The sequence below is a fragment of the Pseudarthrobacter sp. N5 genome, assembly GCF_050157035.1.
Classification (GTDB): Bacteria; Actinomycetota; Actinomycetes; order Actinomycetales; family Micrococcaceae; genus Arthrobacter.
Genome location: NZ_CP189593.1, coordinates 2,994,463 through 3,019,728, shown reverse-complemented (window position 1 = coordinate 3,019,728; position 25,266 = coordinate 2,994,463). Strand labels below are relative to the sequence as shown.

Here is a 25,266-nt window from a genome sequence, read left to right as displayed (position 1 = left end):
CCGGAGAACCCTTGCGGGCCACCGGCAGCCACCTGTCGCCGCTTAGTAGCGGTTGATGGCCGGAAGCTCCGGAGCGGTCTTGATGACCTTGCCGGCCGTAGCCTCCCATGCCTTCTTGTAGGTGCCGTCCTTCGCGAAGGCCTCGAGCTGGTCATTGATCCACGTGCGGAACTCGGTGTCGTCCTTCTTCAGGCCAATGCCGTAAGGCTCCTTGGTGAACGTCTGGTCGGAGGCGAGCTTGAACGCGTTCGGTTCCTTGTCGACGTAACCAGCCAGGATGACGTTGTCCGTGGTCACGGCAACGACCTGCTTATTGCGCAGCGGCTCAAGGCAGGCAGTGTAGTTCGCTGCAGGAACAAGCTCGGCGCCATACTTGTCCACGATGGTCTTGGCTGGCGTGGAACCGGTCACGGAGCAGACTTTCTTACCCTTAACATCTTCCGGCTTGGTGATGGACGAGTCGTCCTTGTTCACCAGCAATGCCTGGCCGGCCTCGTAGTACGGGCCAGCGAAGGAAACCTTCTGCTTGCGCGCGTCATTGATGGTGTAGGTCGCGACGACGATGTCCACGCGGGCTTGCTCGATGAACGGCTCGCGGTTGGCCGAAACGGTCTCTACCCATTCGATCTTGTCTGCAGCGATGCCCAGCTTGGCTGCGATGGCCTTGCCGATCTCAACATCGAAGCCTACCGGCTTTCCGTCCAGGCCCTTCTGGCCGAACAGCGGCTGGTCGAACTTCGTGCCGATGGTGATCTTTCCGGCGGAGGAAAGCTTGGCCATGGTGCTGTTGGCAGCGAAGCTCGGCTTGTCCGCGACGCTGGGGTTGCCGGTGCTGGATCCGCCGCCGCCGCATGCACTCAGCGACAGTGCGAGGGCTGCCGAGGCGGCAACCAGAAGCGACGTGCGTCGGGTCATAAATGCCATCATGACATTCCTTTCATTGATGGCCGCCGGTGACGGCCTGGGTGCGAATTCGTGGGTGGTCAGTGCGTGAGGAGCTTGGAGAGGAAGTCTTTGGCACGGGTGCTCTTGGGATTGGTAAAGAACTCCTCGGGCGTGGCGTCCTCGACGATCTGGCCGTCGGCCATGAACACCACGCGGTCAGCGGCCTTGCGGGCAAAGCCCATCTCGTGCGTGACCACAACCATGGTCATGCCTTCCTTGGCCAGCTGGATCATGACATCGAGGACCTCATTGATCATTTCCGGGTCCAAGGCCGAAGTGGGCTCGTCGAACAGCATCACCTTCGGCTTCATGGCCAGGGCCCGGGCAATAGCGACACGCTGCTGCTGGCCGCCGGAGAGCTGGGCCGGTAGTTTGGGCGCCTGGATCCCGACGCCTACGCGCTCCAGGATCGCCATGCCTTCCTTATCCGCCTGCGCCTTGGGGACCTTCTTGACCTTGATGGGGCCGAGCGTCACGTTTTCAAGGATGGTTTTATGCGCGAACAGGTTGAAGGACTGGAAGACCATTCCGACGTCGGCCCTGAGATGTGCGAGCTCCTTGCCTTCTTCGGGCAGCAGCTTTCCGTCAATGGAGATGGTGCCTTTATCAATGGTTTCCAGACGGTTGATGGCACGGCAAAGCGTTGATTTGCCGGAGCCCGACGGCCCAATCACCACAACAACTTCACCCTTGCGGACCTGCAGATTGATGTCCTTCAGAACGTGAAGCTGGCCGTAATGCTTATTGACGGCATTCAGGGAGACGAGCGCTTCGCCGGGCACTTGAGTAGTCATAAGACGAATCTAGCGAACATTGGTCACTTATGACGGGAATCACGCCGACTTCCTGCAGATCGTAATTCAAGAGATACCTGCAGGTCAGCACGCTAGCCTAGGGGAATGACCCTCAACGCAGACCCAGTTAAACCCACACCGCCCCGCCGCAAGGGGCCGCTTGAGCTTCGCCGCAAACAGGCGGCCGTGGAAATGTCGGATCAGCGCCTGCTTGATACCAAGGGCGCCGGGCAGTTCATCCACACTGATCCGTGGCGCGTCCTGCGTATCCAAAGCGAGTTTGTTGAAGGCTTTGGCGCTCTGGCGGACATCGGTCCGGCAGTCAGCGTATTCGGCTCGGCCCGGACTAAACCGGGAAGTCCGTTCTACGAAATGGGCGTACAAGTGGGCCGGAAGCTGGCCGAAGCAGGAGTGGCTGTGATCACCGGCGGCGGCCCGGGGTCCATGGAAGCCGCCAACCGGGGCGCCGTGGAGGGCAACGGAGTCTCCGTGGGGCTGGGAATCGAGCTCCCGTTCGAACAGGGACTCAATCAATGGGTTGATCTGGGCATCAACTTCCGGTACTTCTTCGCCCGGAAAACCATGTTCGTCAAGTACGCGCAGGGTTTTATTGTGCTGCCCGGAGGGCTGGGTACGCTCGATGAGCTCTTTGAGGCCATGGTCCTGGTCCAGACACAGAAAGTGACATCGTTCCCGATCGTTCTTCTGGGCACAGCGTTCTGGGGGCCCATGATCGAATGGATCAAAGGCACCCTCGTGGCCGAAGGCATGGTCTCCGCAAAGGACCTGGACCTGGTCCAGCTGGTTGATGATCCGGGTGAAGCGGTTAACCGGGTTCTGCACGGCACCGTGCGCACGCCCTACACCAACGGTGACCAGAGGCCGGAATAGGCTGGACCGCGGTTTCTGGCACGATGGGAGACGTGAGTTTCTTTCTGGTTTTCCTCGCCATCGCACTGATCGGCGTCACCGTGTTCATCGGAACGGGCGCAGCGTCCGGGATCTTCCGGCAGAGACCTTCCGGCGGCAAGGAGATTGTTGATGCCTTTGAGGAGCCGGTAGCGTCCCTTCCTCCGGTGCTGCTTCCTGCGGAAGCCGTGCCGGCCGACGTCGACAGCATCAGGTTTGCTCTTGGCCTCCGCGGGTACCGGATGGACCAGGTGGACCAGGTGTTGGACGAGCTCCGCGATCAGCTGGCCGCCAAAGACCGGGAAATTGAGCGCCTGAACAAACAGATCGGCGCACCGCGGGCGATTGCGGAGGACGGGCTTTGAGCGGAGCGTCCGCCAGGCCCCGTGGGTTGACTGAGGCTGCCAGTCGCCTGGCTTCGGCCGCCGCAAGCAGCGCCGGCAGGTGGCCCTGGTGGGCGCAGGTCGGTGCGATTTATGGTGCCGCCCGGCTTGTCAGCGCGTGCATCTTTATGGCAGCCGCCCTGCACCAGGGAGTAAATCCGTGGTTTCCGGCCACGCCCGATTACTGGAACTTCATCAACATCTGGGATGGTCGCTGGTACGGCGAAGTCCTGGCTAGCGGGTACCCGGCGGACCTGCCAGTGGACGGCACCGGCAACGTCAAGGAGAATGCCTGGGCGTTCTATCCGTTGTTCCCGTTTCTGGGCCGGGCAGTGACGGCCCTTACCGGAGTGAGCCCGGCGATTTCGCTGACGCTTATCGCCACGGCCGCCGGTTTGGCTGCGGCGATGGTGGTCTATGGCCTGTTCCGTCACAGAGCGGCTCACGGTCCGGCATTGTGGGCAGTGGCATTTTTTTCCGCGTTCCCTGTCGCAGCGGTCTTTCAAGTGCCCTACGCGGAGTCGCTGAACATCCTCCTGCTTGCCAGCGGGCTCTTGCTGGTGCTGCGTAGGCAATACCTGTGGGCAATACCAGTGGTGCTGTTGATGTGCCTATCCAGGCCCACCGGGGTTCCGTTCGCCGCCATGATTGCGCTGCTCCTGCTGCTCCTGCTGTTCCGGTCGTGGGGGCGAAGCCACGAAGCGGGTTCGCACAACCATAGCGTCGGGGAGCTCTGGTCCCTCGCCGGACTTACCGCCGCAAGTGCAGCCGGCGCACTGGCGTGGCCGGCCATCGCGTGGGCCGCCACGGGGGATCCGGAGGCTTATACGAAGACTGAGACAGTGTGGCGGGGCCATGACCTCGTGCCGTTCAAGCCGTGGTTTGATACTGGCATCCAGCTGTTCGGGCCGGTGCTGGGAGTGCTGGCGCCGTTTGCGTTCGCGGTGTTGTTCACGCTGCTCATGATGTCCGGGCCGGTGACGCAGCTCGGCCTGGAACTCAGGCTCTGGTGCGTCTGCTACATGGCCTATCTGCTGGTGTTCCTGCACCCGCAGACCAGCACGTTCCGAATGCTTCTGCCGCTGTTCCCGTTGGCTCTCGGCGCCGCGCTGGTATCACGCTCACGCGCCTACCGCGGAGCCGTGATCACCATGTATGTGCTCCTGCAGATCGTCTGGATCGTCTGGTTGTGGGCATGGGCCGAATTACCGGGCGGCGGAGACTATCCGCCGTGATTCCTCCACCCGCCAGGGCCTTGCGCTTCGGGTTTTCCTGCTGCGTCGAATGTCCATCGATTAGCTACGGGCAGGCAATTACAGGATAATGGGGAGTAAGCAAGGACAAAGTTCATTCGAAAGTGTTCAGCCATGGCGGCTGCCGTACGGGCCGCCATCGCGGCTTGATTGACCAAAAGGACACAGCCCGGCCGGGCTGGTTCGTCCCGGGACTATTGGAGGGGAAATTCCTCATGGCGGCTATGAAACCACGCACCGGCGACGGCCCTATGGAAGTAACGAAAGAGGGCCGCAGCCTGATCATGCGTGTGCCGCTCGAAGGCGGGGGACGGCTTGTGGTCGAACTCAACGCTGCCGAAGCGGCCAACCTCAAGGAATGCCTCGTCGGCGTTACTGAATAGATTCGCAGGGCAAGGGTCCGCGGCCGTCAGGTTGCGGACCCTCCCTTGCTTCCGGGCGCTTGTTTCCGTGCGTTAAGTCCGGGCGTTACGTACGAGCCGCGCTCTATTTTTTGACTGCTACCAGCAGCCCGTCACCCGTGGGCAGCATGGCGGAAGCCAGCCTGTCGTCGTCGCGGATTGCCTTGCCCACCTGTCGGAGCACCACAGTGGTGGACTCGCGGGCAGCCGGGTTGGCAACCCGGTCCTTATCCAAGGCATCGTTGATGATCAGCATTCCACCGGACTTGAGCAGCCGGATAGCCTGTTCAACATAGCCGGGGAACCCGGGCTTGTCCGCGTCGATGAACACCAGATCATACGCGGCGTCGGTCAGCCGCGGCAGAACGTCTGCGGCACGGCCGGAAATGGTGCGGGTACGGTTGGCCGGGCTGCCAGCGTCCTGGAACGCCTCGCGCGCGGCCTTCAGGTGTTCCACGTCAACGTCAATGGTGGTAAGTACTGCCTGCGGGCCGAGGCCCCGCAGGATGCACACGCCCGAAACGCCGGCGCCGGTGCCGATCTCGACGGCGGTCTGTGCCTTGGACGCTGCAGCAAGGACAGTAAGCACGGCTCCCACCCCCCGGCCAATCGGGGTCACGCCAAGCTCGAAGGACCGTTCCCGCGCGTGCAGCATGACCTCATCCTCAGCAGGCAGATCTTCTGCGTAGGACCAGCTCGTGGACTTATCGGCGCTCATGGGTATCGCTTTCTGGGCGGCAGGTGGTGTGTTTGTTACAGCGTACTGTGTCCGCGGGTGACGGGTCGGAAGGTGACGGTGCGCCCGGTTGTGATTGCGGATACTGTCCGGAAAAGACGGCTGTGGGAGGGATTTGCGCCTTGGGCGGAATGCCTCCTCAATCAGGAAATTCCCAGCCAACTTTGAAAGGATGGATATCCGCTCATCCACCTGATGATCGGCGCCGAATCAGAGATGTCAACAGTATCCGGGCGGTAGTACATCCAGGAGGGGAGCGAACGATGTCAGCAGCAGCTGTGGCACCTGTCCCTGCAATTGAAGATTCCGGGGCCGAATGGGTCAGGCCCACCTGGGAAGAGGTGGTGACGAACCACTCGGCCAAGGTATACCGGTTGGCTTACCGCCTGACCGGCAACAAGTTCGACGCCGAGGACCTCACCCAGGAAGTGTTCGTGCGGGTCTTCCGGTCCCTGGAGAACTTCAAGCCCGGGACCATGGATGGCTGGTTGCACCGGATCACCACCAATCTGTTTCTTGACCAGGCCAGGCGCAAGAGCCGGATCCGCTTCGATGCCCTGACTGAAGACGCGGAATCCCGGCTTCCGGGACGTGAACCGGGCCCCGAACAGAGTTTTGAATTCAACAACCTTGATCTGGACGTGCAAGCCGCACTCGAGGAGCTTCCGCCGGACTTCCGCGCCGCCGTCGTGTTGTGCGACCTTGAGGGACTGTCCTACGACGAAGTTGCCGCCGCGCTGGGTATCAAGCTCGGTACTGTCCGGTCCCGGATCCACCGCGGCCGGACAATGCTCCGTGAAAAGCTGGCCCACCGCGATCCCCGCCCGCAGAAGTCCCTCAAACCGAGGCTCAAGATGCCGCGCATTGCCGGCCTGCTCTGACCCGCCACATGGGTCCTCTGAGCCGTCTTGGCGTGAGACACCAGCGTAACAGCAGCAGCCACGTCCGGTCCTGTCCTGACTGCAGCGCTGCGCTCCACCGCGAACGCCAGTATCTGGAACGACTGCGTGGTGCGGCCATCCCGCCAGCCAGCGATGACCTCACTGCCCGCCTGTTGGCCAACACCGGGCGGCTGGCCATGGCGCCCTCCGCGCCCGTGGAGATACGCCCTCATCCAGCCAGGGTGTTTGTTATTGCGACCGGCGGAGCCGCGGCTGCCGCCGGGCTCCTGGCCGTTACAGCCTTCTCGCTGGCCTGCGATCCCCTGCCTCGGGCCGGCGGACCCTCTCCGGCCGCCGTGCTGCAGGAGGAGTTGCAGGGACAGGCTGCGGCAGGAAACCTGACCGGAACACAAGCCGTTGCCATTCAACTGTCCGCCGACCAGCTGAGCAGCCTGCGCACCGAGGGCTGGCAGTGCCCGGAGCTCCAGGCAATGGGGTTCCATGTCACTGCCGCCACGGCCACTGTCTTCCTTGACAAACCGGCGCTTGAAATGCGGCTTTCCGATGGCCAGAACTACGCAACGGTCCTTGAGCAGCATAACGTCGCCGGAACAGCCAGCGCCGGAACAGCCAGCGCCGGAACAGCCAGCGCCGGAACAGCCAGCGCCGGAACCGAGCCAGCGGGCGGGCCTGCAGCATCGACCATGGCGGGCGGTCCGGTCAATGTCCTGACCGGACATCCAGCCTCTGAGGACGGCTTTGTGCTGGTCCAGGCTGCACGCGGAGCGTTGCCGGGAACCGGCACAGCCAGCGCCAGCACACCGGGCGGCGGAACGTCTGGCGGCGGGAGCCTCTGGATTAAGGCCGCTGCCCCCTGGACGGCCATCTACCAGACGTCCACGACCACCTTCACCTATGTTTCCGATTTGCCGCCGGAGCAGGCGGATGACGCCGTAGCTGCACTGGTTTCTGCCGGGGTTGTTGCAGACAAGGGGCTGATTGCCGGGGTGGAGCACGATGCAGACGAACCGGGCCTGTCGGAGTACGGAGCCGAATCGTTCGCGGACCGGGTACAGCGCGGTGTCGGCCGGATCATGGGGCTGATGCCACCATGGACGGGACTTCGGTGACGAGCGCCGTGCCGGAATCGTCATCAGCACCCCGGAGAGGGTAATCTTCCTATCGTGTTCGGAATCAACGGCCCGGAGTTCTTACTGCTGCTGCTCATAGGCATCATGGTGATCGGCCCCAAACGGCTGCCCGAATACACGCAGAAGCTGGCAAACCTTGTTAAGGAAGTCCGCAGGATGGCTTCAGGCGCCCGGGAACAGATCAAGGACGAAGTCGGCATCGACATCGACGAGGTCGACTGGAAGAAATACGATCCCCGGCAGTACGATCCCCGTCGCATCATCAAAGAAGCGTTGATGGATGACGACGCGAAGGCCGTCAGCCCCGGCGGACCTGCAGCGGTTGCCGCTGTTACGGTAGCTTCCGCAGCGGTTGTTTCTGCCGCCGAGTCGCGGCCGGAGCGGGTCATCGAACGGCTGCCCGACGGCGAACCGGCACCTTTCGATTCCGAAGCCACCTGAGCCTCGGTTCCGAAGCCACCTGAACTTGGATCTTTGCGGGCATTCACATGCCCGGGGATGTCGAAAGGCAACCCGGTTACCGGGGCTGCAGCCCCAGCTTCATTCCTGTGAGTCCCCGTGGCCGTGATGATAATTTGCCGGCGATCGACTGCAGCGCCATGGCTGCAGGTGTTTCCGGACGGCCAAGCACGATCGGCCGGCCCGCGTCGCCGCCCTCGCGCAGCAGAATGTCCAAGGGTATCTGGCCCAAGAGCTGGACGTCAGCACCAACTGTGGCCGAGAGACGTTCGGTGAGTACTTGGCCACCGCCATTTCCGAACAGTTCCATCCGCCCGCCGTCGGGCATTTCCAGATAGGACATGTTCTCGATGACCCCGGCCACTGTCTGGCCGGTCTGCGTTGCAATTGCCCCGGCGCGTTCGGCGACGTCGGCGGCGGCGGCCTGAGGCGTGGTAACCACCAGGATTTCGGCTTTCGGCAGCAGCTGGGCCACGGAGATGGCGATATCTCCTGTTCCCGGCGGGAGATCCAGGAACAGGACGTCGAGGTCGCCGAAGTACACGTCCGTAAGGAACTGCTCCAGCGCGCGGTGCAGCATTGGCCCCCGCCAGGCCACAGGTTGGTTTCCCGTCACGAACATCCCAATGGAGATGACCTTCACGCCGTAGGCCACAGGCGGCAGGATCATGTCGTCAACCCTGGTGGGGGACTGCGTGATGCCCATCAGGGCGGGCACCGAGAATCCGTAGACGTCGGCGTCAACAATCCCTACACGAAGTCCCTGGGCGGCCATGGCACACGCGAGATTCACGGTGACCGAGGACTTGCCCACCCCGCCCTTGCCGCTTGCCACGGCGAAGACCTTGGTCAGCGATCCGGGCTGGTTGAATGGAATACCGCGTTGGCCGCCCGGGCCACGCAATTGCTCCTTGAGGGCATCGCGTTGCTGCCGGGACATAACCTTCAGCTCGACCTCGACGGCGGTGACGCCGGGTACCGCGGTCAGGGCAGCTTCCGAATCGGCCGTGATGGTTTCGCGCAGGGGGCAGCCTGCGATGGTCAGCAGGACAGCGAGCCGAACCCGGCCGTCGTCGGAAATCTCCACTGACTCCACCATGCCGAGCTCGGTGATGGGGCGGCGCAGCTCAGGATCAATGACTGTTGCCAGTGCAGCATCCACTGCCTGGACCAGGGGGTTACTCATGGAGTCAAGGCTCAGCTTTCAGGGGTTGCGGGGGGTGTGGGGACTCCCTGGTGCTGTGCCGTCTTGTCGGGTTTGACCTTGGGAATCTGCTGGGTGCGGGGATTGCGTTGCTTGTCCCGCTTCTCCTTCAGCCTTTCCTTGACCTTGTCCCGCGGAGATTCATGGTTTCCGGGCGCCGAGGGATCGTGGGCCCGGAGCTCCTCCTGTGCTTCAAGCATGTCCTCAAGCAGGGTCCGTAGCTCGGCACGGACATAGTCACGGGTGGCCACCTCGCGCAGGGCAATGCGCAGGGAAGCAAGCTCGCGGGTCAGGTACTCGGTGTCCGCCAGGTTCCGTGCGGCCTGCTGGCGGTCCTGCTGGAGGGACACCCGGTCCCTGTCGTCCTGGCGGTTCTGTGCCAGGAGAAGCAAGGGAGCCGCATAGGAGGCCTGAAGCGAGAGCATCAGCGTCAGCAGCGTGTAGCCCAGGGCCCGGGAGTCAAACTGCCAGGCCTCCGGCGCGAAGGTGTTCCAGACCAGCCAGAAGACGCAGAAGATCGTCATGTAGACCAGGAAGGTGGGCGTGCCCATGAACCGGGCGAAGCCTTCCGTCGCGTGGCCAAAGGCATCCGGGTTGGGCGAGAACTTCGGCAGGATCCGCTGGCGTCCGCTCAACGGCGTATCGAGGCTGCCCTTGGCAGACGCCTTGCCGGCGGATTTACCGGCGGCCCACTGGCTGGAACTCTTTGTGTTGTTATCAGCCAATGCGGCCTCCGAGCTTCTTTACAGGGGCGTCATCCTCGTGGGCACGCCAGTCGTCCGGCAACAGATGATCCAGTACATCATCAACAGTCACCGCCCCCACAAGTCGTCCGGCGTCGTTGACCACGGGGAGGCAGTTCAGATTGTAGGTGGCAAGCGTACGCGCCACCTCACTGATATGAGCCTGGTCCGAGACCGGCTCAAGGCTCTTGTCCACCAAGTTACCCAAGGGCTCCGGCGGCGGGTAGCGAAGCAACTGCTGGATGTGCACCACGCCCAGAAAACGTCCGGTGGGTGTCTCCAGGGGTGGCCGCGCAATGAAGATCGAAGAGGCCAGGGCCGGGGACAGCTCCTCGCGACGGACATGGGCGAGTGCCTCTGCCACCGTGGCTTCCGGCGGCAGTATGACCGGGACGGGCGTCATCAGACCGCCCGCGGTGTCTTCGTCGTATTCGAGCAGGCGGCGCACGTCTTTGGCTTCCTCCGGTTCCATCAGCCGGAGAAGTTCTTCAGCCTGGGCTGAGGGAAGCTCTGCCAACAGATCGGCGGCATCGTCAGGGTCCATTTCCTCGAGGACATCCGCCGCGCGTTCGACGTCGAGTGCGGAGAGGATCTCCACCTGGTCATCTTCAGGCATTTCCTGAAGAACATCGGCCAGGCGCTCATCCTGAAGTTCGCTGGCTACTTCGAAGCGGCGTTTGTCGCTCATCTCCTGCAGGGCTTCGGCGAAGTCAGCCGGTTTCAGGTCCTCGTGGGTGGCCACAAACTGGGTAGCGGCCTGGGGTTCTGTCCGGGCGCCCTGGTGTGCGTCCGCCCAGTCAATGATCATGGTCTCGTTGCGTCGGAGTCTGCTGAGCGGGGAGAGCGAATGGCCGCGGCGGACAAACAGCTTGCTGACAAACCAGTCGCGGGACCGGTGTTGGTCCATGGCGATGTCCTCGATGGTGGCGTCGCCGCTTCCATCTGTGAGCGTCACGCGACGGTCGAACATTTCGGCAACCACCAGGGTTTCCGCACCACGCTGTTCGAAGCGTCGCAGATTTACCAGCCCGGTGCAGATGACCTGCGTCTGGTCTATTGAGGTAATCCGGGTCATTGGGACAAAGACGCGTTTTTTGCCTGGAACTTCGACGACGATGCCCACCACATGCGGAGCCCCCCGGTTTCCGCGCGAAAGCACCACAACATCGCGCAACCGGCCCAGACGGTCGCCCAGCGGGTCAAAGACGTCCAGTCCCAGCAGGCGCGCTACAAACACGCGCGAAAGATTTGTGCTCACGTCTACAGGCTACCGAGTCTGCTCTCTTTTAGCTGAATTTACAGGTGGTACCCATGCTTATGGGCAAGAATGGAGGTATGTCAAACATCTTTGGTGCTCCCAAGGCCGGTGCCCCCAACGGCGCGGACCAGTCCCGCACAGTTCCCGTCGGGGATACTGTCGGTTCCTATACCTCTTATCTGGACGCCCAGAAAGCGGTCGACTACCTGGCGGATCAGCAGTTCCCGGTGCAGATGGTCTCCATCGTTGGAAACGAGCTCAAGATGGTGGAGCGGGTAACGGGCCGGCTGAGCTATCCCCGGGTGGCCTTGTCCGGTGCGCTGAGCGGCATGTGGTTTGGCCTGTTCGTCGGCGTAATGCTGTCATTCTTCTCGGCAACCGGGGGGTACTTCTCCATTCTGACGTCTGTGCTGATGGGCGCGGCTTTCTTTATGCTGTTCGGCATCGTCACATACGCCATGCAGCGGGGCAAGCGTGATTTCACCTCGACCAGCCAGGTGGTGGCCACCAACTATGACGTTGTGGTGTCCTTCGAAGCAGCCCATGAGGCACGGCGCCTGCTCCAGCAGCTGCCCATGACGCCGTCGGACGCTTCCCCTGGGCCCCGCCCGTCCGCCCACACCCAGCCGGGCTACCAAAACCAGCCTTATCAGCCAGGCCAGCAAGGGGGCCAGCAGCCGCAGCGGCCCTCCGGCTGGAACGATCCCTACGGCCAGAAATCCCCTGAGGCCCCGCAAGAGGGCACCGGGGAGCAGACGCCGCAGGCAGGCCCCGCTTCCGATGGCCAGGCTCCTGAGGGGGCCCAGGAACCCGAGAACGCACCTGCGGCGGTCCGCTACCCGGACCTCCCGGACGGCCGCCCGCAATACGGCGTGCGGGTTTCTGGCGAGACCCAGGATCAGCACGGTGCGGACGAGTCCAGCAAATAGTTCAGGAAACAGGCAACGAATGAACCGCCTGAAAGCGTGTTAAGGGGGGGCCACCGGAATCATCCGGTGGCCCCCCCTTATGCAGTCCCCGCAGCGTCGGTCCGGTCGGTTCTAGGAGATGTGTCCGTCAGCTTCCTGATAGATGCCGGCCATCCAGGACTCGACGTCGTCCGCCTTGCGGGGGAGCGCGGCACTCAGATTGACCGGGCCATCGGCTGTCATCAGGATGTCGTCCTCGATACGGATGCCGATGCCTCGGTATTCCTGGGGAATGCCGAGATCCTCTTTCTTGAAGTACAGCCCCGGTTCGATGGTGAATACCATGCCGTCGGCAAGAACGCCGTCCAGGTACAGCTCGCGCTTGGCCTGTGCACAGTCGTGGACATCGAGGCCCAGATGGTGGCTTGTGCCGTGCGGCATCCAGCGGCGGTGCTGCTGTCCTTCCGGGCTGATGGCTTCCTCAACGGAAACCGGCAGCAGGCCCCACTCGGCCAGGCGCTCGGCAAGCACCGTGGTGGCTGCCGTGTGGATCTCGCGGAATTTTACGCCGGGGCGGGCAGCGGCGAATCCGGCGTCAGCAGCGTCCAGTACGGCGTCGTAGACCTTGCGCTGAATCTCGGTGAACGTGCCGTTGGCGGGAAGCGTGCGCGTGACATCAGCGGTGTACAGGGAATCCGCCTCCACTCCGGCATCCAGCAGCAGGAGCTCGCCGGCGTTGATCTTGCCGGTATTCCGGTTCCAGTGCAGCACGGTGGCATTGTTGCCGGCCGCTGCGATCGTGTCGTATCCCAGCTCGTTGCCCTCTTCACGGGCACGGGCAAAGAAGGCCCCCTCCACCACACGCTCGCCGCGCTGGTGCGTCAGCGCGCGCGGCAGTGACTTCACTACTTCGGTGAAGCCTTCCACCGTGGCTGCCACAGCGATCTTCATCTGCTCGATTTCCCACGCGTCCTTGAGGAGGCGGAGTTCCGAGAGAGCCTCAGACAGTTTTTCGTCGAGGGCATCCAGGACTCCCATGTCCAGATTCTCCGGATCCTTGGCCGTGTTGTAGCGGGCCGTGTCCACGAGCGCATCGATGTTTTCATCGACCTTGCGGACCAGGCGGATGGAAATTCCGCCGATTTCCGGCGCGCCCACATTCTTAGTGATGGCCATCTCAAGCTCGTCGAAGTGCGCGGTGGCAAGTCCCAGGCGTGCCTTGAACTCTACAAGTGTGGGACGGGCACCGATCCAGAATTCCCCGGAACGGGAGTCCGCGTAGAACTGTTCGGTGTCCCGGCCAGCAAGCGGACGGAAGAAGAGGGTAGCGTGGTGGCTTCCGCCGTCGTCGCCCTTTCCTTCCTCCACAGGTTCAAAGACCAGTACGGCGTCCGGCTCGTGATCCAGGCCCAGGCCCGTGAGATGGGCAAAGCCGGAGTGCGGGCGGAAACGGTAATCGGAGTCATTGGAGCGGACCTTCAGCGGGCCGGCGGGGACCACCAGACGTTCACCTTTGAACTGGTCTGACATGACACGACGCCGGGTTGCGGCGTGCTCTGCCACGGCATCGCGCGCTGGTAGTTCCTGTGCGGAGGGCGCCCAGTTGCTGGCCATAAAGGCCTTGAAAGCTGCTGAACTGGGCCGCTGGGAGCGATTGTTGACGCGATCTTCGAGGGGCTGGGAAGCAGTGCTCGGGACGGTTGGGGTGTTTTCTGCATCGTTCACCTTCCCATCGTCTCACCAGCAGCGCGGCTTAGGCCAACGCAGCTTTGCGGCCTAGCTCCAAAGCATCCGGCGCCGTCCGGCAAGCAGAGGGACCCGTCCACTAGGCTGGGCACGTGAGGATTGATCTGCACGCCCACTCGAATGTTTCCGATGGCACGGAACCCCCGGCCGACGTCATGGCGTCGGCTGCCCGGGCAGGGCTGGATGTCATCGCCCTGACCGATCACGACTCCACGGACGGCTGGGAGGAGGCATCGCGGACGGCGCTGAAATGTGGCGTGGCACTGGTGCCGGGCATGGAGATTTCCTGCCGCACCGCGGAGGGGATCAGTGTTCACCTGCTGAGCTACCTTCATGACCCTTCCCATACCGGCCTGCTGGAGGAGATCACCAAAGCCAAGGATGCCCGCCTGACGCGTGCCGAACGCATGGTCACACTCCTGGCCGAGGACTACCCGCTGAGCTGGGACGATGTCATCCACCACGTGGCGCCGGGCGCCACCCTTGGCCGGCCGCACATCGCGGATGCTCTGGTGGCTGCGGGCGTGGTGGCCGACCGGAGTGAGGCTTTCGCATCCATCCTGACGTCCCATTCCCGGTATTTCGTGCAGCACTATGCGCCTGACCCGGCGCTCGCCGTCGAACTGGTCCGTGCTGCCGGGGGTGTCCCGGTATTTGCCCATCCTGTGGCATCCGCCCGCGGGCGGATCGTGGGGGAGCGCACGTACCGGGAAATGATCGACGCCGGCCTGCTGGGGCTCGAGATCGAGCATCGTGACAACCCGGAGGAGGGACGGGACTTTCTGCGCGGGCTTGCCGCCGAGCACGAGCTTCTGGTGACGGGGTCTTCCGATTACCACGGTGCGGGCAAACCCAATCGTCTGGGGGAGAATCTGACGGCACCGGAGGTTCTGGCCCGGATTGAGGATCTTGGTACGGGCACTCCGATTGTCCGCCCGCCGTCGCGCCGGCCCTGAGCGGAATGCTGGACCACATCGGGCGGCGGGTAGCGGCAGGATATTGACTAATAACCGCTGCTGAGTATCGTTTCCGGCATGGGGACTCCGGACAGGAACCGGATCCAATCAAGGTCTCGTCGAATTGAAGTTCAAACTACGGACGACGGAGTCACCATGTTCAAGAAAGTTTTTGCTGTTGCCGGAGCGACGGCGGCACTGATGTTAGTAGGTTCTGCGGCGTTTGCGGACGACTGTGTCAATGTCAGTCGTGCCCCGGCCGCTTGCGGCTGGACCTGTCAGGGGCCTGTGGTGGAGGGCAACTGGGTATGGCTTCCCAGCATCGGTGTTCCTGAATGGGGCTGGGGGTTCGCGACGCCGGGCTCCGTGCCGTCCGTCGGCTTCGGCTTCCCCGGCAGCAACGGCAACTACCTCAACCAAAGTGGCGGATTCTCCTGGCTGCTGGAGAATGGCGTCTGCGTCAACGGCAATACGGCGCGCCAAACCAGCCAGGGTATTCAGAGCGGCTGCGGGGTGCACTAGCCCGGCAGTTCCAGACCCAACTGACTCGCAATAGATGTCGTTTTGGAGCGTCAAAACGACATTAAATGCGAGTCAGTTGGGCGGCACCGAGACAAATTCGGCGTGGGCGCCCAGGCGCTTGGCCATGACGTCAATCGCTGGCTGGTTCTGGTCCACGCACACGAACTTCCGGCCGAGTTTCGCGGCCACCGAACCCAGTGTCCCTGAACCCGCAAAGAAGTCCAGGCACCAGTCCCCGGGCCGGCTTGACGCGGCCACCACACGGCGGATCAGCCCTTCCGGTTTCTGGGTGGGGTAGCCGGTCTTTTCCTTGCCCGTGGGGGAGACGATGGTGTGCCACCAGACGTCGGTGGGCAGCTTGCCTAATTCGCGTTTGGCCGGTGTGACCAGCCCCGGGGCCATGTAGGGCTCGCGGTCAACCTCTGCGCTGTCGAAATGGTACTTCGCTGGATTCTTGACATACACGAGGATGTTGTCGTGCTTTGTGGGCCAGCGGTATTTCGCACGCGCGCCGTAATCATAGGCCCAGATAATCTCGTTCAGAAAACATTCGCGGCCAAAAATGGCATCAAGCATCACCTTGGCATAATGGACCTCGCGGTAGTCCAGGTGCAGATACAGGGTTCCATCATCGGCGAGCAGCCGCCAGGCTTCCACGAGCCGGGGTTCCAGGAAGGACCAATAGTCACTGAAGGCGTCGTCATAGCTGTGCAGGGCACCCTTGATGGTGTCGTACGATCGGCCCTTGAACCCCACGCGGTCGCCGTCGCCGTCGGCATTGCGCACCATTTTGGTTTCCTGGCGGCGCTGGACCCGGCCGGTGTTGAACGGCGGATCCACGTAAATGAGTGTGAAGGCGCCGTCCGGCAGCGTGGGGAGGAACTCCGCGTTGTCCGCGTGTACCACCAGGTTGCTGCCGTCCGGCGCCCAGACAGTGTCAGTCATTGAGGCTTTTAAGCCTCGCTGGTGCTCGGCGCGCCATTGGTCTGGGCGTCTTCGCCAGCCACCACCTCGCCGTTGCGACGGCGGGTGCGGGTCCGGTTACGGCGGGCGCGGGTGGACCTGTCGACCTCGGCGGGCGCGGTTACCGTTGCTTCTGCCGCCGGTCCGGTCGAGGCGGCCACAGGTTCAGTCTCGGAGGAACGACGACGGCGGTCACCCGAGCGTCCGCCGGAGTCGCCGCCGCTGCGGCGTGTGTCAGAACGTCCGCTGTCCCGGCCGCCTGACCTGGCGCTGTCCGAACGTCCGCTGTCCCGGCCGCCATCGCGGCCACTGTCCCGGCCGCTGGAGCGGGTGTTCTTCTTGCCGGTCTCGCCCAGATCTTCGAGGACCTCGGCATCGACGCCGGCCAGAGTCCGCTTGTTGCGCGGCAACCGGCCCTTGGTACCCTCGGGGATATCCAGTTCGGAGAACAGATGCGGCGAGGACGAGTACGTTTCGACGGGCTCGGGGACACTCAGCCCGAGAGCCTTGTTGATCAGGCCCCAGCGCGGCATGTCATCCCAGTCAACAAATGTGACAGCGGTGCCCTTGTTGCCGGCGCGGCCGGTGCGGCCCACCCGGTGCAGGTAGATCTTTTCGTCTTCAACGCACTGGTAATTGATCACATGCGTGACGTCGTCGACGTCGATGCCGCGGGCGGCGACGTCGGTGGCAACCAGCACATCAACCTTGTTGTTACGGAAGGCGCGGAGCGCTTGCTCGCGTGCTCCCTGGCCGAGGTCGCCGTGGATGGCAGCGGCTGCGAAGCCGCGGTCCACCAGTTCCTCGGCAACCTTCGCCGCGGTGCGCTTGGTCTTGGTGAAGATGATGGTCCGGCCACGCCCGCGGGCCTGCAGGATGCGTGCCACCACCTCGATCTTGTCCATGCTGTGTGCACGGTAGATGAGCTGGCGGATATCGCGCTTGGTCAGGCCTTCGTCATCCGGATCAGCCGCACGGATGTGGGTGGGCTGCGTCATGTAGCGGCGGGCCATGGCGATGACCGGGCCGGGCATGGTGGCGGAGAACAGCAGCGTTTGGCGGACGGCAGGAGTTCCTGCAATCAGGGTTTCAACGTCCGGCAGGAAGCCGAGGTCCAGCATTTCGTCTGCTTCGTCCAGGATCACCATTTTGACGTTCTTGAGAACCAGGTGCTTCTGCTTGTAGAGGTCGATCAGGCGTCCGGGTGTCCCGACAACCACTTCGACGCCCTTCTGGAGTGCGTCGACCTGAGGTTCGTAGGCACGGCCACCGTAGATGGTGGTGATACGGGCGTTGCGCTTGCGGGAGGCGTTCTGGAGATCGTTGGCCACCTGGACGGCGAGTTCACGGGTGGGCACAATCACCAGGGCCTGCGGTGCACCCGGCGCGGGAAGCTTGTCGAAGCCGGCGTCGTCCGGGCCCACAACGCGCTGCAGGGCGGGGATGCCGAAGCCGAGGGTCTTGCCGGTACCGGTCTTGGCCTGGCCGATGATGTCATGCCCGGAGAGGGCAACCGGCAGGGTCATGGCCTGGATGGGGAAGGGGTGGGTAATTCCGGCGGCAGCCAGGGATTCGACGATGTCGGCGCGGACGTTGTAGTCAGCGAAGGACTTCTCTTCGATTTCGTGCGGTTTCTCGTCCGAAATGATGGTCTCTTCCGGCACGAGCGACTCGATGCCGGAGTCGTCAGTCAGAAGCTGGTGCGTGTGCAGTTCGCTCACAGGGGAGTTTCCTTATTCATTTGGGCATTGGCGCTGCCTGCTCAACGGGGCCGGCCAGGTGGCCGTTCCGGAGCACGCTCTGGCGCGCAAGCAAATCCAGTGGAAGCCGATCGCGGGCTATCTAAATGCTGGCACTGGTGACCAGCGGGTGTGACTCAAGATCGCGTAGGGGCGGGCTTGTCGAATTCGGAAATCATGGAAATCAACGACCGGGCATCCATTTCTACACCTCCAGTCTAGCTGTATGCAGCCGCCGTCCTTGACTTCTCCGCTCAGCTTGGCGTGGGGAAGTCCAGGAAATCAGGTCAGCAGTTCGAAGTGGACTTCCCTCGTGGAGATATTGGAGGAGATCAGCCGGACCCGGACCTGGCTGCCGGACTCCATTTCGCCGGCACATCTGGCGGTCACGGCGGGCTCGGCAATCTGTATGGTCCCGGACGGAGCCGAGCCGTTGGAGGGCTGTCCGCCGGCGATCCCATTGCTGTTTTTTCCGTTCCCTGTGTTTCCAGTTCCATTGGGTTTGGCCGGTTTCGACCCGGAGATGACAACGGCGTCGAACTCCTGGCCGATGTGGTTGACGAGCAAGGCAGCTTCAACAGTGTCCAAGGCCATCCGTTCCATCCTGGATGCCAGCTGGTCCGAGGCCGCCATGATCTCCGGCAGGGAAGGCAGCGCTTCGCGGGCCCACGAGGGCACTTCCCCTCCGTTGCTGAGGGCTTCGCAGATAACCAGGACAAACCGGTCGATGAGCCTGCGGAGCGGGGCCGTCGTGTGCGCGTACGCGGCGCCGATTGCCGACTGTGTGGCGTGGCCGGGAATTTCCCCGTCGAAAGGCGTGTAGCCGGCGCCACGGAACAGCATGCCGGCCGAGTGCAGGATGGCCAGCTGCCTGGGGTCCGCAGGATCCAGGCTGCGCAGGAATTCGCCGTAGCTGATCTCGCCGTCCCAGGGTTTCCCGAGCGCACCGGTCTGACGCTTGAAATGACGGAGCGAGCGTTCATCCGGGGCCGGCATGGTCCGCAGGATGCCCACTTTGCCCGCCATCATGAGATCCGCGGCCGCCATGCCTGTCATCAGCGAGATCTGAGCGTTCCAGTCCTCCACGGGGAGTTGCGGCGCCGCCACAATCCTGTAGCCGCCGTCAGGCAGTTGCTCAATTTCCTGTTCAGGGATGTTCAGGCTGGCTCCGCCGCGGGAGCGTTCGAGTTCAACCCGCTTTAGCCCCACCTCTTTGAGGAGCTGCAGCACCGGCGAGGCTGTTCCTGCGTCCAGCTCAGCCTGGACACCCTTATAGCTGAGCTTGGCACGGCTGCGGACCTGCGCGCGGCGGACCTTCACCGAGGCCACTTCCGCGGCAGCATCAAGTTCGAATTCCCAGACAAACGCCGCACAGAGCTGACTGGCTAGGAGGCTCCCGGCATGCTCGCTGATCACCTCGGGATGCAACGGTATGCGGCCATCGGGAGCATAGAACGTCTGCCCCCGCCGGCGCGTCTCGGCGTCGAGTGCCCCGCCCGGAGCGACGAATGACGGAACATCCGCAATCGCATACAGCACCTTGTAGCCCTCGCCGGAGCGGTCGATGAACAGGGCCTGGTCCAGATCCGTGGATGATTCCGGGTCGATGGTCAGGAACTCCACCGCGGTCAGATCAACGCCAGGCAACTGATGCCCGGCTACTGCCGCCTCCGCATCCCGGACGGCGGCCAGGGGGTACGGCCCGGGCAGCTCCAGCTCAGTGCGCAATGCGCTCAGGGCCTCGGCAAGCTCGTTGGATTCGTCACGGACATTGGGGGCTATGCGATGATGTGGCACGAAAATCAGGGTAGCCCGGATTCCGCCATTAGTCTTGGATCGTGGGCACACCTTCGGCTGACTCCACCCGTTACAAACGGTTCGTGGCAGGGCTCTTCCGAGTGATGGCCTACGGCGAAGTCTCCGGGTAGGTTTCGAACACGCTTTCCTCGGCGGCCTGATCGGCATAAACGACGTCGAGTCAAGGGAGCTGGTGGGCAGGCTGACTGCCGAGCTCGCGGAAAGCCGCTCATGCCGGATGGTGCAGCTTGGCTTGAGCAGCTGAGTTTCTTGACAGCCTCCCGGCCCGGACTACTCGCCGGCGTCGAGCGCTTCCACCAGGGCTGCGGCCGCAGCGGTGGGATCGTCCGATTCCGTGATGGCGCGCACCACCACAATCCGTTTGGCTCCCGCGGCAACCACCTGCTCCACGTTGCCCAGGTCAATCCCGCCGATGGCAAACCATGGAAGCAGCAGGCCGCCCACCAATTCCGCGTCGGCCGTCCGGACGGCGTGGTCAGCATATGTCACCAGATCAAGCCCGACGGCGGCGCGGCCGGGCTTGGTGGGTGTGGCCCACACCGGGCCCACGCAGAAGTAGTCCAGCCCGCTTCGCCCCGGCGAGGCTGCAATAGCTGCATCCACCTCCTCGCGTGAGTGGGTGGACAAGCCAATTACTGTGGCGTCGTGGAGCAGCTTGCGGGCGGAGCGCAGCGGAAGGTCATTTTGGCCGATGTGGAATACCGGGGCGCCGGACAGCGATGCGATGTCGGCGCGGTCGTTGACTGCCCACAGCCGGCTGTGACGGTGCGCTGCGGCGTGCAGTATTTCCAGAAGCTCAAGTTCCTCGGCCGCTTCAATTGACTTGTCACGGAGCTGGATGATGTCAACACCGCCGGCGAACGCGGCATTAACGAAGTCGGCGAAGTCGCCGCGGTCCTTCCGGGCATCGGTGCAAAGGTACAGGCGGGCAGTGGAGTGGACGTCATGCGCGGTCATGGCTCCAGCCTAGTTCCTCTAAACTGGGCGAGTACCGCGGGAGCCTGCGGCAGCTTCACGGAGCTGCGGGGCTGAGAGGGCGTCAGAGCCGACCGCTTGACCTGATCCGGTTAGTACCGGCGTAGGGAAGGAAACACATGACTCCTCAAGCGGATGCAGGCGAGCCCGTTCTGCATGCAGACGTGGCCGTGGTTGGCGGCGGCGTGGTGGGCCACGGAATCGCGTGGGAAGCGAGGCGATCCGGGCGTTCCGTGGTGCTGATCGATGATGCCCCGGGATCCGGAGCCAGCTGGGCGGCCGCAGGAATGCTGGCGCCCGTCAGCGAGCTGCATTATCAGGAAGAAGACCTCCTGGAGCTGATGCTGGAGTCCTCGGGCCTGTGGCCTGTATTCGCGGCGTCCCTGCCCGGCTCTGGCGCCGCTACCGGATCTGTCACGGACATCAACTCCGGATACGTCACGACGTCGACACTCGCCGTCGGGGCCGACGCAGCGGACCGTCGTGCGCTCGCGGATTTACGGGCGGTGCAGCAGGCCCATGGCCTGGACGTCGAACCCCTCACCATCCGTGAGGCGCGGTCCAGGGAACCGCTGCTGAGCCCCGCGATTTCCTGCGCCATGGACATCCCCGCCGACCATCAGGTGGATCCGCGGACCTTCCTCCGCCGCATGGCAGACGCCCTCGCCGATCATCATCCCGGCGCCGAAAGCTGGGTAGCGGGGGCCGGCCGAGGCTACGCCGTCGCCCGCAAGGCGGCGGGCCTGCACTGGGACGCCGGCCGCGTGGCCGGTGTCCGTCTCGCTGCCGGCGGCACGGTCCACGCCGACGAGACCATTGTGGCCAACGGGCTCGATGCTGGAGCACTCAAGGGTCTGCCGGCCGGCCTGGAACTTCCGCTGCGCCCGGTCTATGGAGACATTCTGAGGCTCCGGGTGCCGCAGCATCTCCGTCCGCTCCTCGCATCTACGGTCCGGGGCCTGGTGCACGGAGTTCCTGTGTACATCGTCCCGCGGCTGGATGGCACGGTGGTCATAGGCGCGACCCAACGCGAGGACGCATTGTCGTCGGCCAACGGGCAGGGCAGAACAAATGCCGTATCCGCCGGAGGCGTGTACCAGTTGCTCCGCGACGCCCAGGTGCTTGTGCCTGCAGTCTCCGAACTGGAACTGCTGGAGTGCACCGCTCGCGCGCGGCCAGGCACACCGGACAACGCTCCGCTGCTGGGGCGGGTACAGGCGCGTGGCGGAAGCCAGGATGTGGCGGGGCTGATCATCGCTACAGGATTCTTCCGGCACGGGGTGTTGCTGACGCCGGCAGCCGCACGGATCTGCCGCCGGCTGATGGACAGCACGCCGGATCCGCGCTGGGAGGCTTTCCGGCCCGGCAGGTTCTCAGGCGGACAGATCGTCACAATTGACCCGAATAAGGAAACAGCATGAATATCAAACTCAACGGAACTGACCACATGGTCATCGATGGCGCCTCGGTGACCACCCTGGTCATCCAGATCACCGGGCGTCGTCTCGGCGCCAACGGGCAGGCAGCAGACGGACAAAAACTTGGCGTGGCCGTGGCCCGAAACGCCGAAGTGGTTCCACGCAGTCAATGGTCCGTCACCGCACTGACCGAGGGCGACGACGTCGAACTCGTCACGGCAGTACAGGGAGGCTAGAAATCATGACAGGCAGCATTTTGACAGCAGGCAGTCCAGCAACGGGTGTTTCCACACCAAGCGCCGATCCGCTGGTGATAGACGGCGTTCGGCTGGAATCGCGCCTCATCATGGGCACGGGCGGTGCACCAAGCCTTGATGGTCTCGGGGCCGCGCTGCTGGCGTCCGGAACCGAGCTGACCACGGTTGCCATGCGCCGCTACTCTCCGGCCGAAGCGGGATCGCTTTTTCAGCTGCTGGTGGACCACGGCATCCGGCTGCTCCCCAACACAGCCGGATGCTTCACCGCCAAGGATGCTGTGATGACCGCTGAACTTGCCCGTGAGGCGCTGGAGACTGACTGGGTCAAGCTCGAAGTCATCGCGGACGAAAACACACTGTTGCCGGATGCAGTGGAGCTGGTGGATGCCACGGAGCAGCTGGTCAACCGCGGGTTCAAGGTGTTTGCCTACACCAACGATGATCCGGTCCTGGCGCTGCGTCTCGAAAATCTTGGCGCCACGGCGGTTATGCCGCTCGGCTCCCCGATCGGGACAGGGCTGGGAATCCTCAATCCGCACAACATCGAATTGATCGTCTCCCGGGCATCCGTCCCGGTGGTGCTGGATGCCGGGATCGGCACGGCCTCGGATGCGGCGCTCGCCATGGAGCTGGGCTGCGACGCCGTGTTGCTGGCGAGCGCTGTGACCAGGGCGCAGAACCCAGCGCAGATGGGGGAGGCCTTCAAACACGCGGTCATCGCCGGTAGGCTGGCGAGAGCGGCCGGCCGGATTCCGCGCCGTGAGCATGCCTTGGCGTCATCGGCCATGGACGGCCGGGCTGAATTTCTCTGACCCGCTCCATGCCGGACATCCGCGCGGCTCATCCAGGACCATCCCAAGGAGTCAGCCGTGGGCGGCAAGGACGACATTCTCACACGCTCCCAGATCGACGATGCCCTCTCGGCGCTGCCCGACTGGCGGTACCGGCTGGGCGGTCTGGTCACTGTGTTCAAAGCACCGACGGCGGCCGGCGCACTTGAGTTGATTGCCGCCGTCGGACGAATTGCAGAAGAGAAGAACCATCACCCGGACGTGGACTGGCGCTACAACAGGGTGTTCGTGCGTTTCACTTCGCACGACGCCGGGACCGAAGTGACGTCCAGGGATGTCCGGGCCGCCACAGCGGTAAGCGACGCCGCCGCGAAAACGGGTGCCACGGCCGAACCCGCCTTGTACCGGACCGTGGAGTTCGCAATTGACACAGCCAATCCGTCGGAAATCTCAGGGGTCTGGAAAGCAGCGCTGGGTTACCGTGCAGGCCGGTATGGCGACCTCGTGGACCCCTACGGACGGGGGCCCGGGCTCTGGTTCCAGAAGACGGACACCCCGAACGACAACCGCATCCACGTTGACGTCCACCAGGGCAAGGCAGAGTCGGCACACACCTTGGAGAAGACGGCAGCAACCGGCGCCTTAATGAACCATGACCACGCACCCAACTGGGTGGTGGTCACGGATGCGCAGGGAAACCGGCTGTGTCTCTGCACTGAACAAGGCCACGAACCGGACCTTTAGCGCCAGTATGAACAGTCTGCTGTCAGATTCTCAGGGCGGCAGTCAGACGGAGGGTGTCGTGCTGCGCGCGGGTTCGGCCCAGCAGGATTGACGCCGCCACCGCCGCGGCCGTTCCCAGCACCATGGGCAGGATCCAGGGAATCCAGGTGAGGCCCGGCTGGTATGCAAAGCCTGCAGCAATGACGATGATCCAGCTCAGCGCACCGACCGCCGTAGCGATGCCCGCAGGCAAGGCCATGCCATATTTTGTGTGGCGTTTGTCATTGGCCCAGACAATAAAACCTGCGGCCACGGTCACCAGGACCACGATAATCAGGGAAAGCATCAGACCTCCTCAGTGGTGTGCCGGACGACCTAGAACTGCCCGAAACCCACGCGGCGGGCTTCCTCTGCGCCGATTTCAACATAGCCCAGGACGTTGCCCGGAATGATGATCAGGCGGCCCTTGTCGTCTGTCAGACGGAGCTCGGTGCCCTTGGTGATGGCCTCGGCCACGACCTTGGCAACAGCGTCAGCATCCTGAGGCGATTCCAGCACAATTTCGCGGCCGATGTTCTGAATGCCGATCTTTACTTCCACAGCAAGGCCTCCAAGCCAATCAAAGTCGAATCTTTTTCAAAGGTAATCTCCATTTGTAGTCTAGGACTCTTTGGGGAAGCGAGAGATTCCGCGCCAAGCTAAACGGTAGATGAGGTCACTGGCCACATCCAGATCCAGGTTCCCGTCAGTCTCAAGCCAGTAACGTGCGCTGACCTGGGCCATTCCGGCCAGGCCCCGGCCCAGGAGCTGGGCCTCCAGCAACGGAAGTTTGGTGTCTTCCGCGATAACACGGGCGATTGCGTCGGCGAAGGTCTTATTGAATGTCTCAAGCCGCGAACTGACGTCCGGATCGTTGATGAGGTCCGATTCGAACACCAGGCGATGGGCCTGGTCATCGCTGTCAATGAAACGGTAGTAGGCACGCATCACCGCCTGGACGCGCTCGTTGTTGTCCGAGGTGGAATTCAGGGCGCCCAGCATCAGCTCGGTCAGCACGCTCAGGTGGCTGTCCAGCAGGGCCAGATACAGCTCCCTTTTGGAGGGGAAGTGCTGGTAGAGGACCGGTTTGCTCACATGGGCGGTATCGGCGATCTCATCCATGGCTGCGCCGTGATAACCGTTGGCAACAAAGACCTCCTGGGCAGCTGCCAATAGCTGGGCGCGGCGTTCGTCACGCGGAAGCCGGGCCGAACGCTGGCCGGCGGCACGGGTCTGTCCAGCGGGCGTTTCGCCGGCCGGAGCGCGATCAACCGGTGCATGATGAACCACTTGT

General features: G+C 63.4%; 28 protein-coding genes and 1 riboswitch. Of the genes, 14 read left to right on the top strand and 14 right to left on the bottom strand.

Annotated features, from left to right (window positions below):
- Nucleotides 1-42: 42 nt before the first annotated feature.
- Together ACQCST_RS14490 and ACQCST_RS14485 are read right to left on the bottom strand one after the other, a co-directional pair.
- Nucleotides 43-927: a glutamate ABC transporter substrate-binding protein gene (locus ACQCST_RS14490; RefSeq protein ID WP_426996446.1), complete on the bottom strand. Its 885-nt coding sequence runs from the start codon at nucleotides 925-927 to the stop codon at nucleotides 43-45.
- A 56-nt stretch (nucleotides 928-983) separates the two neighbouring features.
- On the bottom strand, nucleotides 984-1,739 hold the full coding sequence (locus ACQCST_RS14485; RefSeq protein ID WP_426996445.1) for an amino acid ABC transporter ATP-binding protein: 756 nt from the start codon (nucleotides 1,737-1,739) through the stop codon (nucleotides 984-986).
- A 105-nt stretch (nucleotides 1,740-1,844) separates the two neighbouring features.
- Between ACQCST_RS14485 and ACQCST_RS14480 the strand changes: the two genes are divergently transcribed.
- The 4 genes from ACQCST_RS14480 (at nucleotide 1,845) to ACQCST_RS14465 (ending at nucleotide 4,667) form a co-directional block, all read left to right on the top strand.
- Nucleotides 1,845-2,630, top strand: a complete 786-nt coding sequence (locus ACQCST_RS14480; protein WP_426996444.1) for a TIGR00730 family Rossman fold protein — start codon at nucleotides 1,845-1,847, stop codon at nucleotides 2,628-2,630.
- Nucleotides 2,631-2,653: 23 nt separating this feature from the next.
- A complete protein-coding gene (locus tag ACQCST_RS14475) occupies nucleotides 2,654-3,013 on the top strand; it encodes a DivIVA domain-containing protein (protein WP_426996443.1) in 360 nt (119 codons plus the stop codon).
- Nucleotides 3,014-3,039: 26 nt separating this feature from the next.
- A complete protein-coding gene (locus ACQCST_RS14470; RefSeq protein WP_426996442.1) occupies nucleotides 3,040-4,266 on the top strand; it encodes a hypothetical protein in 1,227 nt (408 codons plus the stop codon).
- A gap of 233 nt (nucleotides 4,267-4,499) precedes the next feature.
- A complete protein-coding gene (locus tag ACQCST_RS14465) occupies nucleotides 4,500-4,667 on the top strand; it encodes a DUF3117 domain-containing protein (RefSeq protein WP_009357720.1) in 168 nt (55 codons plus the stop codon).
- Between the two features lie 103 nt (nucleotides 4,668-4,770).
- On the opposite strand, the gene ACQCST_RS14460 is transcribed toward ACQCST_RS14465, so the two are convergent.
- Nucleotides 4,771-5,403 carry an O-methyltransferase gene (locus ACQCST_RS14460; protein WP_426996441.1) on the bottom strand — a complete coding sequence of 211 codons (633 nt, stop codon included), beginning with the start codon at nucleotides 5,401-5,403 and terminating at the stop codon, nucleotides 4,771-4,773.
- A gap of 281 nt (nucleotides 5,404-5,684) precedes the next feature.
- Between ACQCST_RS14460 and sigE the strand changes: the two genes are divergently transcribed.
- From sigE to ACQCST_RS14445, 3 genes are read left to right on the top strand one after another with little or no spacing between them, the layout of a single operon-like run.
- On the top strand, nucleotides 5,685-6,302 hold the full coding sequence (sigE, locus tag ACQCST_RS14455) for an RNA polymerase sigma factor SigE (RefSeq protein ID WP_426996440.1): 618 nt from the start codon (nucleotides 5,685-5,687) through the stop codon (nucleotides 6,300-6,302).
- 32 nt (nucleotides 6,303-6,334) lie between these two features.
- A complete protein-coding gene (locus ACQCST_RS14450; RefSeq protein ID WP_426996439.1) occupies nucleotides 6,335-7,432 on the top strand; it encodes a hypothetical protein in 1,098 nt (365 codons plus the stop codon).
- Nucleotides 7,433-7,486: 54 nt separating this feature from the next.
- The gene (locus tag ACQCST_RS14445) at nucleotides 7,487-7,894 is read left to right on the top strand and encodes a Sec-independent protein translocase TatB (RefSeq protein WP_426996438.1); all 408 of its coding nucleotides are present in this window, start codon (nucleotides 7,487-7,489) and stop codon (nucleotides 7,892-7,894) included.
- A 76-nt stretch (nucleotides 7,895-7,970) separates the two neighbouring features.
- On the opposite strand, the gene ACQCST_RS14440 is transcribed toward ACQCST_RS14445, so the two are convergent.
- The 3 genes from ACQCST_RS14440 to ACQCST_RS14430 are packed head-to-tail and all read right to left on the bottom strand — an operon-like array spanning nucleotide 7,971 to nucleotide 11,117.
- Entirely contained in the window at nucleotides 7,971-9,098 is a 1,128-nt protein-coding gene (locus ACQCST_RS14440; protein WP_426996437.1) for an Mrp/NBP35 family ATP-binding protein, read from the bottom strand.
- An 11-nt stretch (nucleotides 9,099-9,109) separates the two neighbouring features.
- Nucleotides 9,110-9,841, bottom strand: coding sequence for a DUF1003 domain-containing protein (locus ACQCST_RS14435; protein WP_426996436.1), 732 nt, complete (start codon nucleotides 9,839-9,841; stop codon nucleotides 9,110-9,112).
- Entirely contained in the window at nucleotides 9,834-11,117 is a 1,284-nt protein-coding gene (locus ACQCST_RS14430) for a magnesium transporter MgtE N-terminal domain-containing protein (RefSeq protein WP_426996435.1), read from the bottom strand. The genes ACQCST_RS14435 and ACQCST_RS14430 overlap by 8 nt, the downstream gene beginning before the upstream one ends.
- Nucleotides 11,118-11,194: 77 nt before the next feature.
- Between ACQCST_RS14430 and ACQCST_RS14425 the strand changes: the two genes are divergently transcribed.
- Nucleotides 11,195-12,046, top strand: a complete 852-nt coding sequence (locus ACQCST_RS14425; protein ID WP_426996434.1) for a general stress protein — start codon at nucleotides 11,195-11,197, stop codon at nucleotides 12,044-12,046.
- Between the two features lie 111 nt (nucleotides 12,047-12,157).
- Here ACQCST_RS14425 and ACQCST_RS14420 read toward each other — a convergent pair whose 3' ends face one another.
- A complete protein-coding gene (locus tag ACQCST_RS14420) occupies nucleotides 12,158-13,750 on the bottom strand; it encodes an aminopeptidase P family protein (RefSeq protein ID WP_426996433.1) in 1,593 nt (530 codons plus the stop codon).
- A gap of 113 nt (nucleotides 13,751-13,863) precedes the next feature.
- Here ACQCST_RS14420 and ACQCST_RS14415 point away from each other — a divergent pair, with 113 nt between their 5' ends.
- Nucleotides 13,864-14,727, top strand: a complete 864-nt coding sequence (locus tag ACQCST_RS14415; RefSeq protein WP_426996432.1) for a PHP domain-containing protein — start codon at nucleotides 13,864-13,866, stop codon at nucleotides 14,725-14,727.
- A gap of 156 nt (nucleotides 14,728-14,883) precedes the next feature.
- Nucleotides 14,884-15,249, top strand: coding sequence for a hypothetical protein (locus ACQCST_RS14410; RefSeq protein ID WP_426996431.1), 366 nt, complete (start codon nucleotides 14,884-14,886; stop codon nucleotides 15,247-15,249).
- Nucleotides 15,250-15,321: 72 nt separating this feature from the next.
- Here the strand turns inward: ACQCST_RS14410 and ACQCST_RS14405 are convergent, their stop codons facing one another.
- The 4 genes from ACQCST_RS14405 to thiE form a co-directional block, all read right to left on the bottom strand.
- Nucleotides 15,322-16,194: a DNA-methyltransferase gene (locus ACQCST_RS14405; RefSeq protein WP_426996430.1), complete on the bottom strand. Its 873-nt coding sequence runs from the start codon at nucleotides 16,192-16,194 to the stop codon at nucleotides 15,322-15,324.
- A gap of 8 nt (nucleotides 16,195-16,202) precedes the next feature.
- Entirely contained in the window at nucleotides 16,203-17,933 is a 1,731-nt protein-coding gene (locus tag ACQCST_RS14400; protein WP_426996429.1) for a DEAD/DEAH box helicase, read from the bottom strand.
- A gap of 300 nt (nucleotides 17,934-18,233) precedes the next feature.
- On the bottom strand, nucleotides 18,234-19,748 hold the full coding sequence (locus ACQCST_RS14395; protein WP_426996428.1) for an RNB domain-containing ribonuclease: 1,515 nt from the start codon (nucleotides 19,746-19,748) through the stop codon (nucleotides 18,234-18,236).
- A 291-nt stretch (nucleotides 19,749-20,039) separates the two neighbouring features.
- Entirely contained in the window at nucleotides 20,040-20,726 is a 687-nt protein-coding gene (gene thiE, locus ACQCST_RS14390) for a thiamine phosphate synthase (protein WP_426996427.1), read from the bottom strand.
- A 26-nt stretch (nucleotides 20,727-20,752) separates the two neighbouring features.
- Nucleotides 20,753-20,872: riboswitch (TPP riboswitch) on the top strand.
- Here thiE and thiO point away from each other — a divergent pair.
- From thiO to ACQCST_RS14370, 4 genes are all read left to right on the top strand, one after another.
- Nucleotides 20,864-22,165: a glycine oxidase ThiO gene (thiO, locus tag ACQCST_RS14385; protein WP_426996426.1), complete on the top strand. Its 1,302-nt coding sequence runs from the start codon at nucleotides 20,864-20,866 to the stop codon at nucleotides 22,163-22,165. It overlaps the preceding riboswitch by 9 nt.
- A complete protein-coding gene (thiS, locus tag ACQCST_RS14380; protein ID WP_426996425.1) occupies nucleotides 22,162-22,398 on the top strand; it encodes a sulfur carrier protein ThiS in 237 nt (78 codons plus the stop codon). The genes thiO and thiS overlap by 4 nt, the downstream gene beginning before the upstream one ends.
- 5 nt (nucleotides 22,399-22,403) lie before the next feature.
- Nucleotides 22,404-23,231 carry a thiazole synthase gene (locus ACQCST_RS14375; RefSeq protein WP_426996424.1) on the top strand — a complete coding sequence of 276 codons (828 nt, stop codon included), beginning with the start codon at nucleotides 22,404-22,406 and terminating at the stop codon, nucleotides 23,229-23,231.
- A 57-nt stretch (nucleotides 23,232-23,288) separates the two neighbouring features.
- Entirely contained in the window at nucleotides 23,289-23,954 is a 666-nt protein-coding gene (locus tag ACQCST_RS14370; protein WP_426996422.1) for a 4a-hydroxytetrahydrobiopterin dehydratase, read from the top strand.
- A 22-nt stretch (nucleotides 23,955-23,976) separates the two neighbouring features.
- Here ACQCST_RS14370 and ACQCST_RS14365 read toward each other — a convergent pair whose 3' ends face one another.
- From ACQCST_RS14365 to ACQCST_RS14355, 3 genes are read right to left on the bottom strand one after another with little or no spacing between them, the layout of a single operon-like run.
- Nucleotides 23,977-24,279: a hypothetical protein gene (locus ACQCST_RS14365; protein WP_426996421.1), complete on the bottom strand. Its 303-nt coding sequence runs from the start codon at nucleotides 24,277-24,279 to the stop codon at nucleotides 23,977-23,979.
- A 29-nt stretch (nucleotides 24,280-24,308) separates the two neighbouring features.
- Complete coding sequence (locus ACQCST_RS14360) at nucleotides 24,309-24,533, bottom strand: DUF3107 domain-containing protein (protein ID WP_426996420.1); 225 nt, start codon at nucleotides 24,531-24,533, stop codon at nucleotides 24,309-24,311.
- A gap of 60 nt (nucleotides 24,534-24,593) precedes the next feature.
- Nucleotides 24,594-25,262 carry a TetR/AcrR family transcriptional regulator gene (locus ACQCST_RS14355; RefSeq protein ID WP_426996419.1) on the bottom strand — a complete coding sequence of 223 codons (669 nt, stop codon included), beginning with the start codon at nucleotides 25,260-25,262 and terminating at the stop codon, nucleotides 24,594-24,596.
- Nucleotides 25,263-25,266: the final 4 nt, after the last annotated feature.

Excerpts from the sequence above, each read along its gene's own strand:
- thiS (WP_426996425.1), top strand. The coding sequence starts at position 22,162 with ATGAATATCAAACTCAACGGAACTGACCACATGGTCATCGATGGCGCC.
- thiO (WP_426996426.1), top strand. The coding sequence starts at position 20,864 with ATGACTCCTCAAGCGGATGCAGGCGAGCCCGTTCTGCATGCAGACGTG.
- ACQCST_RS14475 (WP_426996443.1), top strand. The coding sequence starts at position 2,654 with ATGGGAGACGTGAGTTTCTTTCTGGTTTTCCTCGCCATCGCACTGATC.
- ACQCST_RS14440 (WP_426996437.1), bottom strand. The coding sequence starts at position 9,098 with ATGAGTAACCCCCTGGTCCAGGCAGTGGATGCTGCACTGGCAACAGTC.
- thiE (WP_426996427.1), bottom strand. The coding sequence starts at position 20,726 with ATGACCGCGCATGACGTCCACTCCACTGCCCGCCTGTACCTTTGCACC.
- sigE (WP_426996440.1), top strand. The coding sequence starts at position 5,685 with ATGTCAGCAGCAGCTGTGGCACCTGTCCCTGCAATTGAAGATTCCGGG.
- ACQCST_RS14410 (WP_426996431.1), top strand. The coding sequence starts at position 14,884 with ATGTTCAAGAAAGTTTTTGCTGTTGCCGGAGCGACGGCGGCACTGATG.
- ACQCST_RS14465 (WP_009357720.1), top strand. The coding sequence starts at position 4,500 with ATGGCGGCTATGAAACCACGCACCGGCGACGGCCCTATGGAAGTAACG.
- ACQCST_RS14490 (WP_426996446.1), bottom strand. The coding sequence starts at position 927 with ATGATGGCATTTATGACCCGACGCACGTCGCTTCTGGTTGCCGCCTCG.
- ACQCST_RS14425 (WP_426996434.1), top strand. The coding sequence starts at position 11,195 with ATGTCAAACATCTTTGGTGCTCCCAAGGCCGGTGCCCCCAACGGCGCG.
- ACQCST_RS14460 (WP_426996441.1), bottom strand. The coding sequence starts at position 5,403 with ATGAGCGCCGATAAGTCCACGAGCTGGTCCTACGCAGAAGATCTGCCT.
- ACQCST_RS14365 (WP_426996421.1), bottom strand. The coding sequence starts at position 24,279 with ATGCTTTCCCTGATTATCGTGGTCCTGGTGACCGTGGCCGCAGGTTTT.
- ACQCST_RS14485 (WP_426996445.1), bottom strand. The coding sequence starts at position 1,739 with ATGACTACTCAAGTGCCCGGCGAAGCGCTCGTCTCCCTGAATGCCGTC.
- ACQCST_RS14375 (WP_426996424.1), top strand. The coding sequence starts at position 22,404 with ATGACAGGCAGCATTTTGACAGCAGGCAGTCCAGCAACGGGTGTTTCC.
- ACQCST_RS14405 (WP_426996430.1), bottom strand. The coding sequence starts at position 16,194 with ATGACTGACACTGTCTGGGCGCCGGACGGCAGCAACCTGGTGGTACAC.
- ACQCST_RS14480 (WP_426996444.1), top strand. The coding sequence starts at position 1,845 with ATGACCCTCAACGCAGACCCAGTTAAACCCACACCGCCCCGCCGCAAG.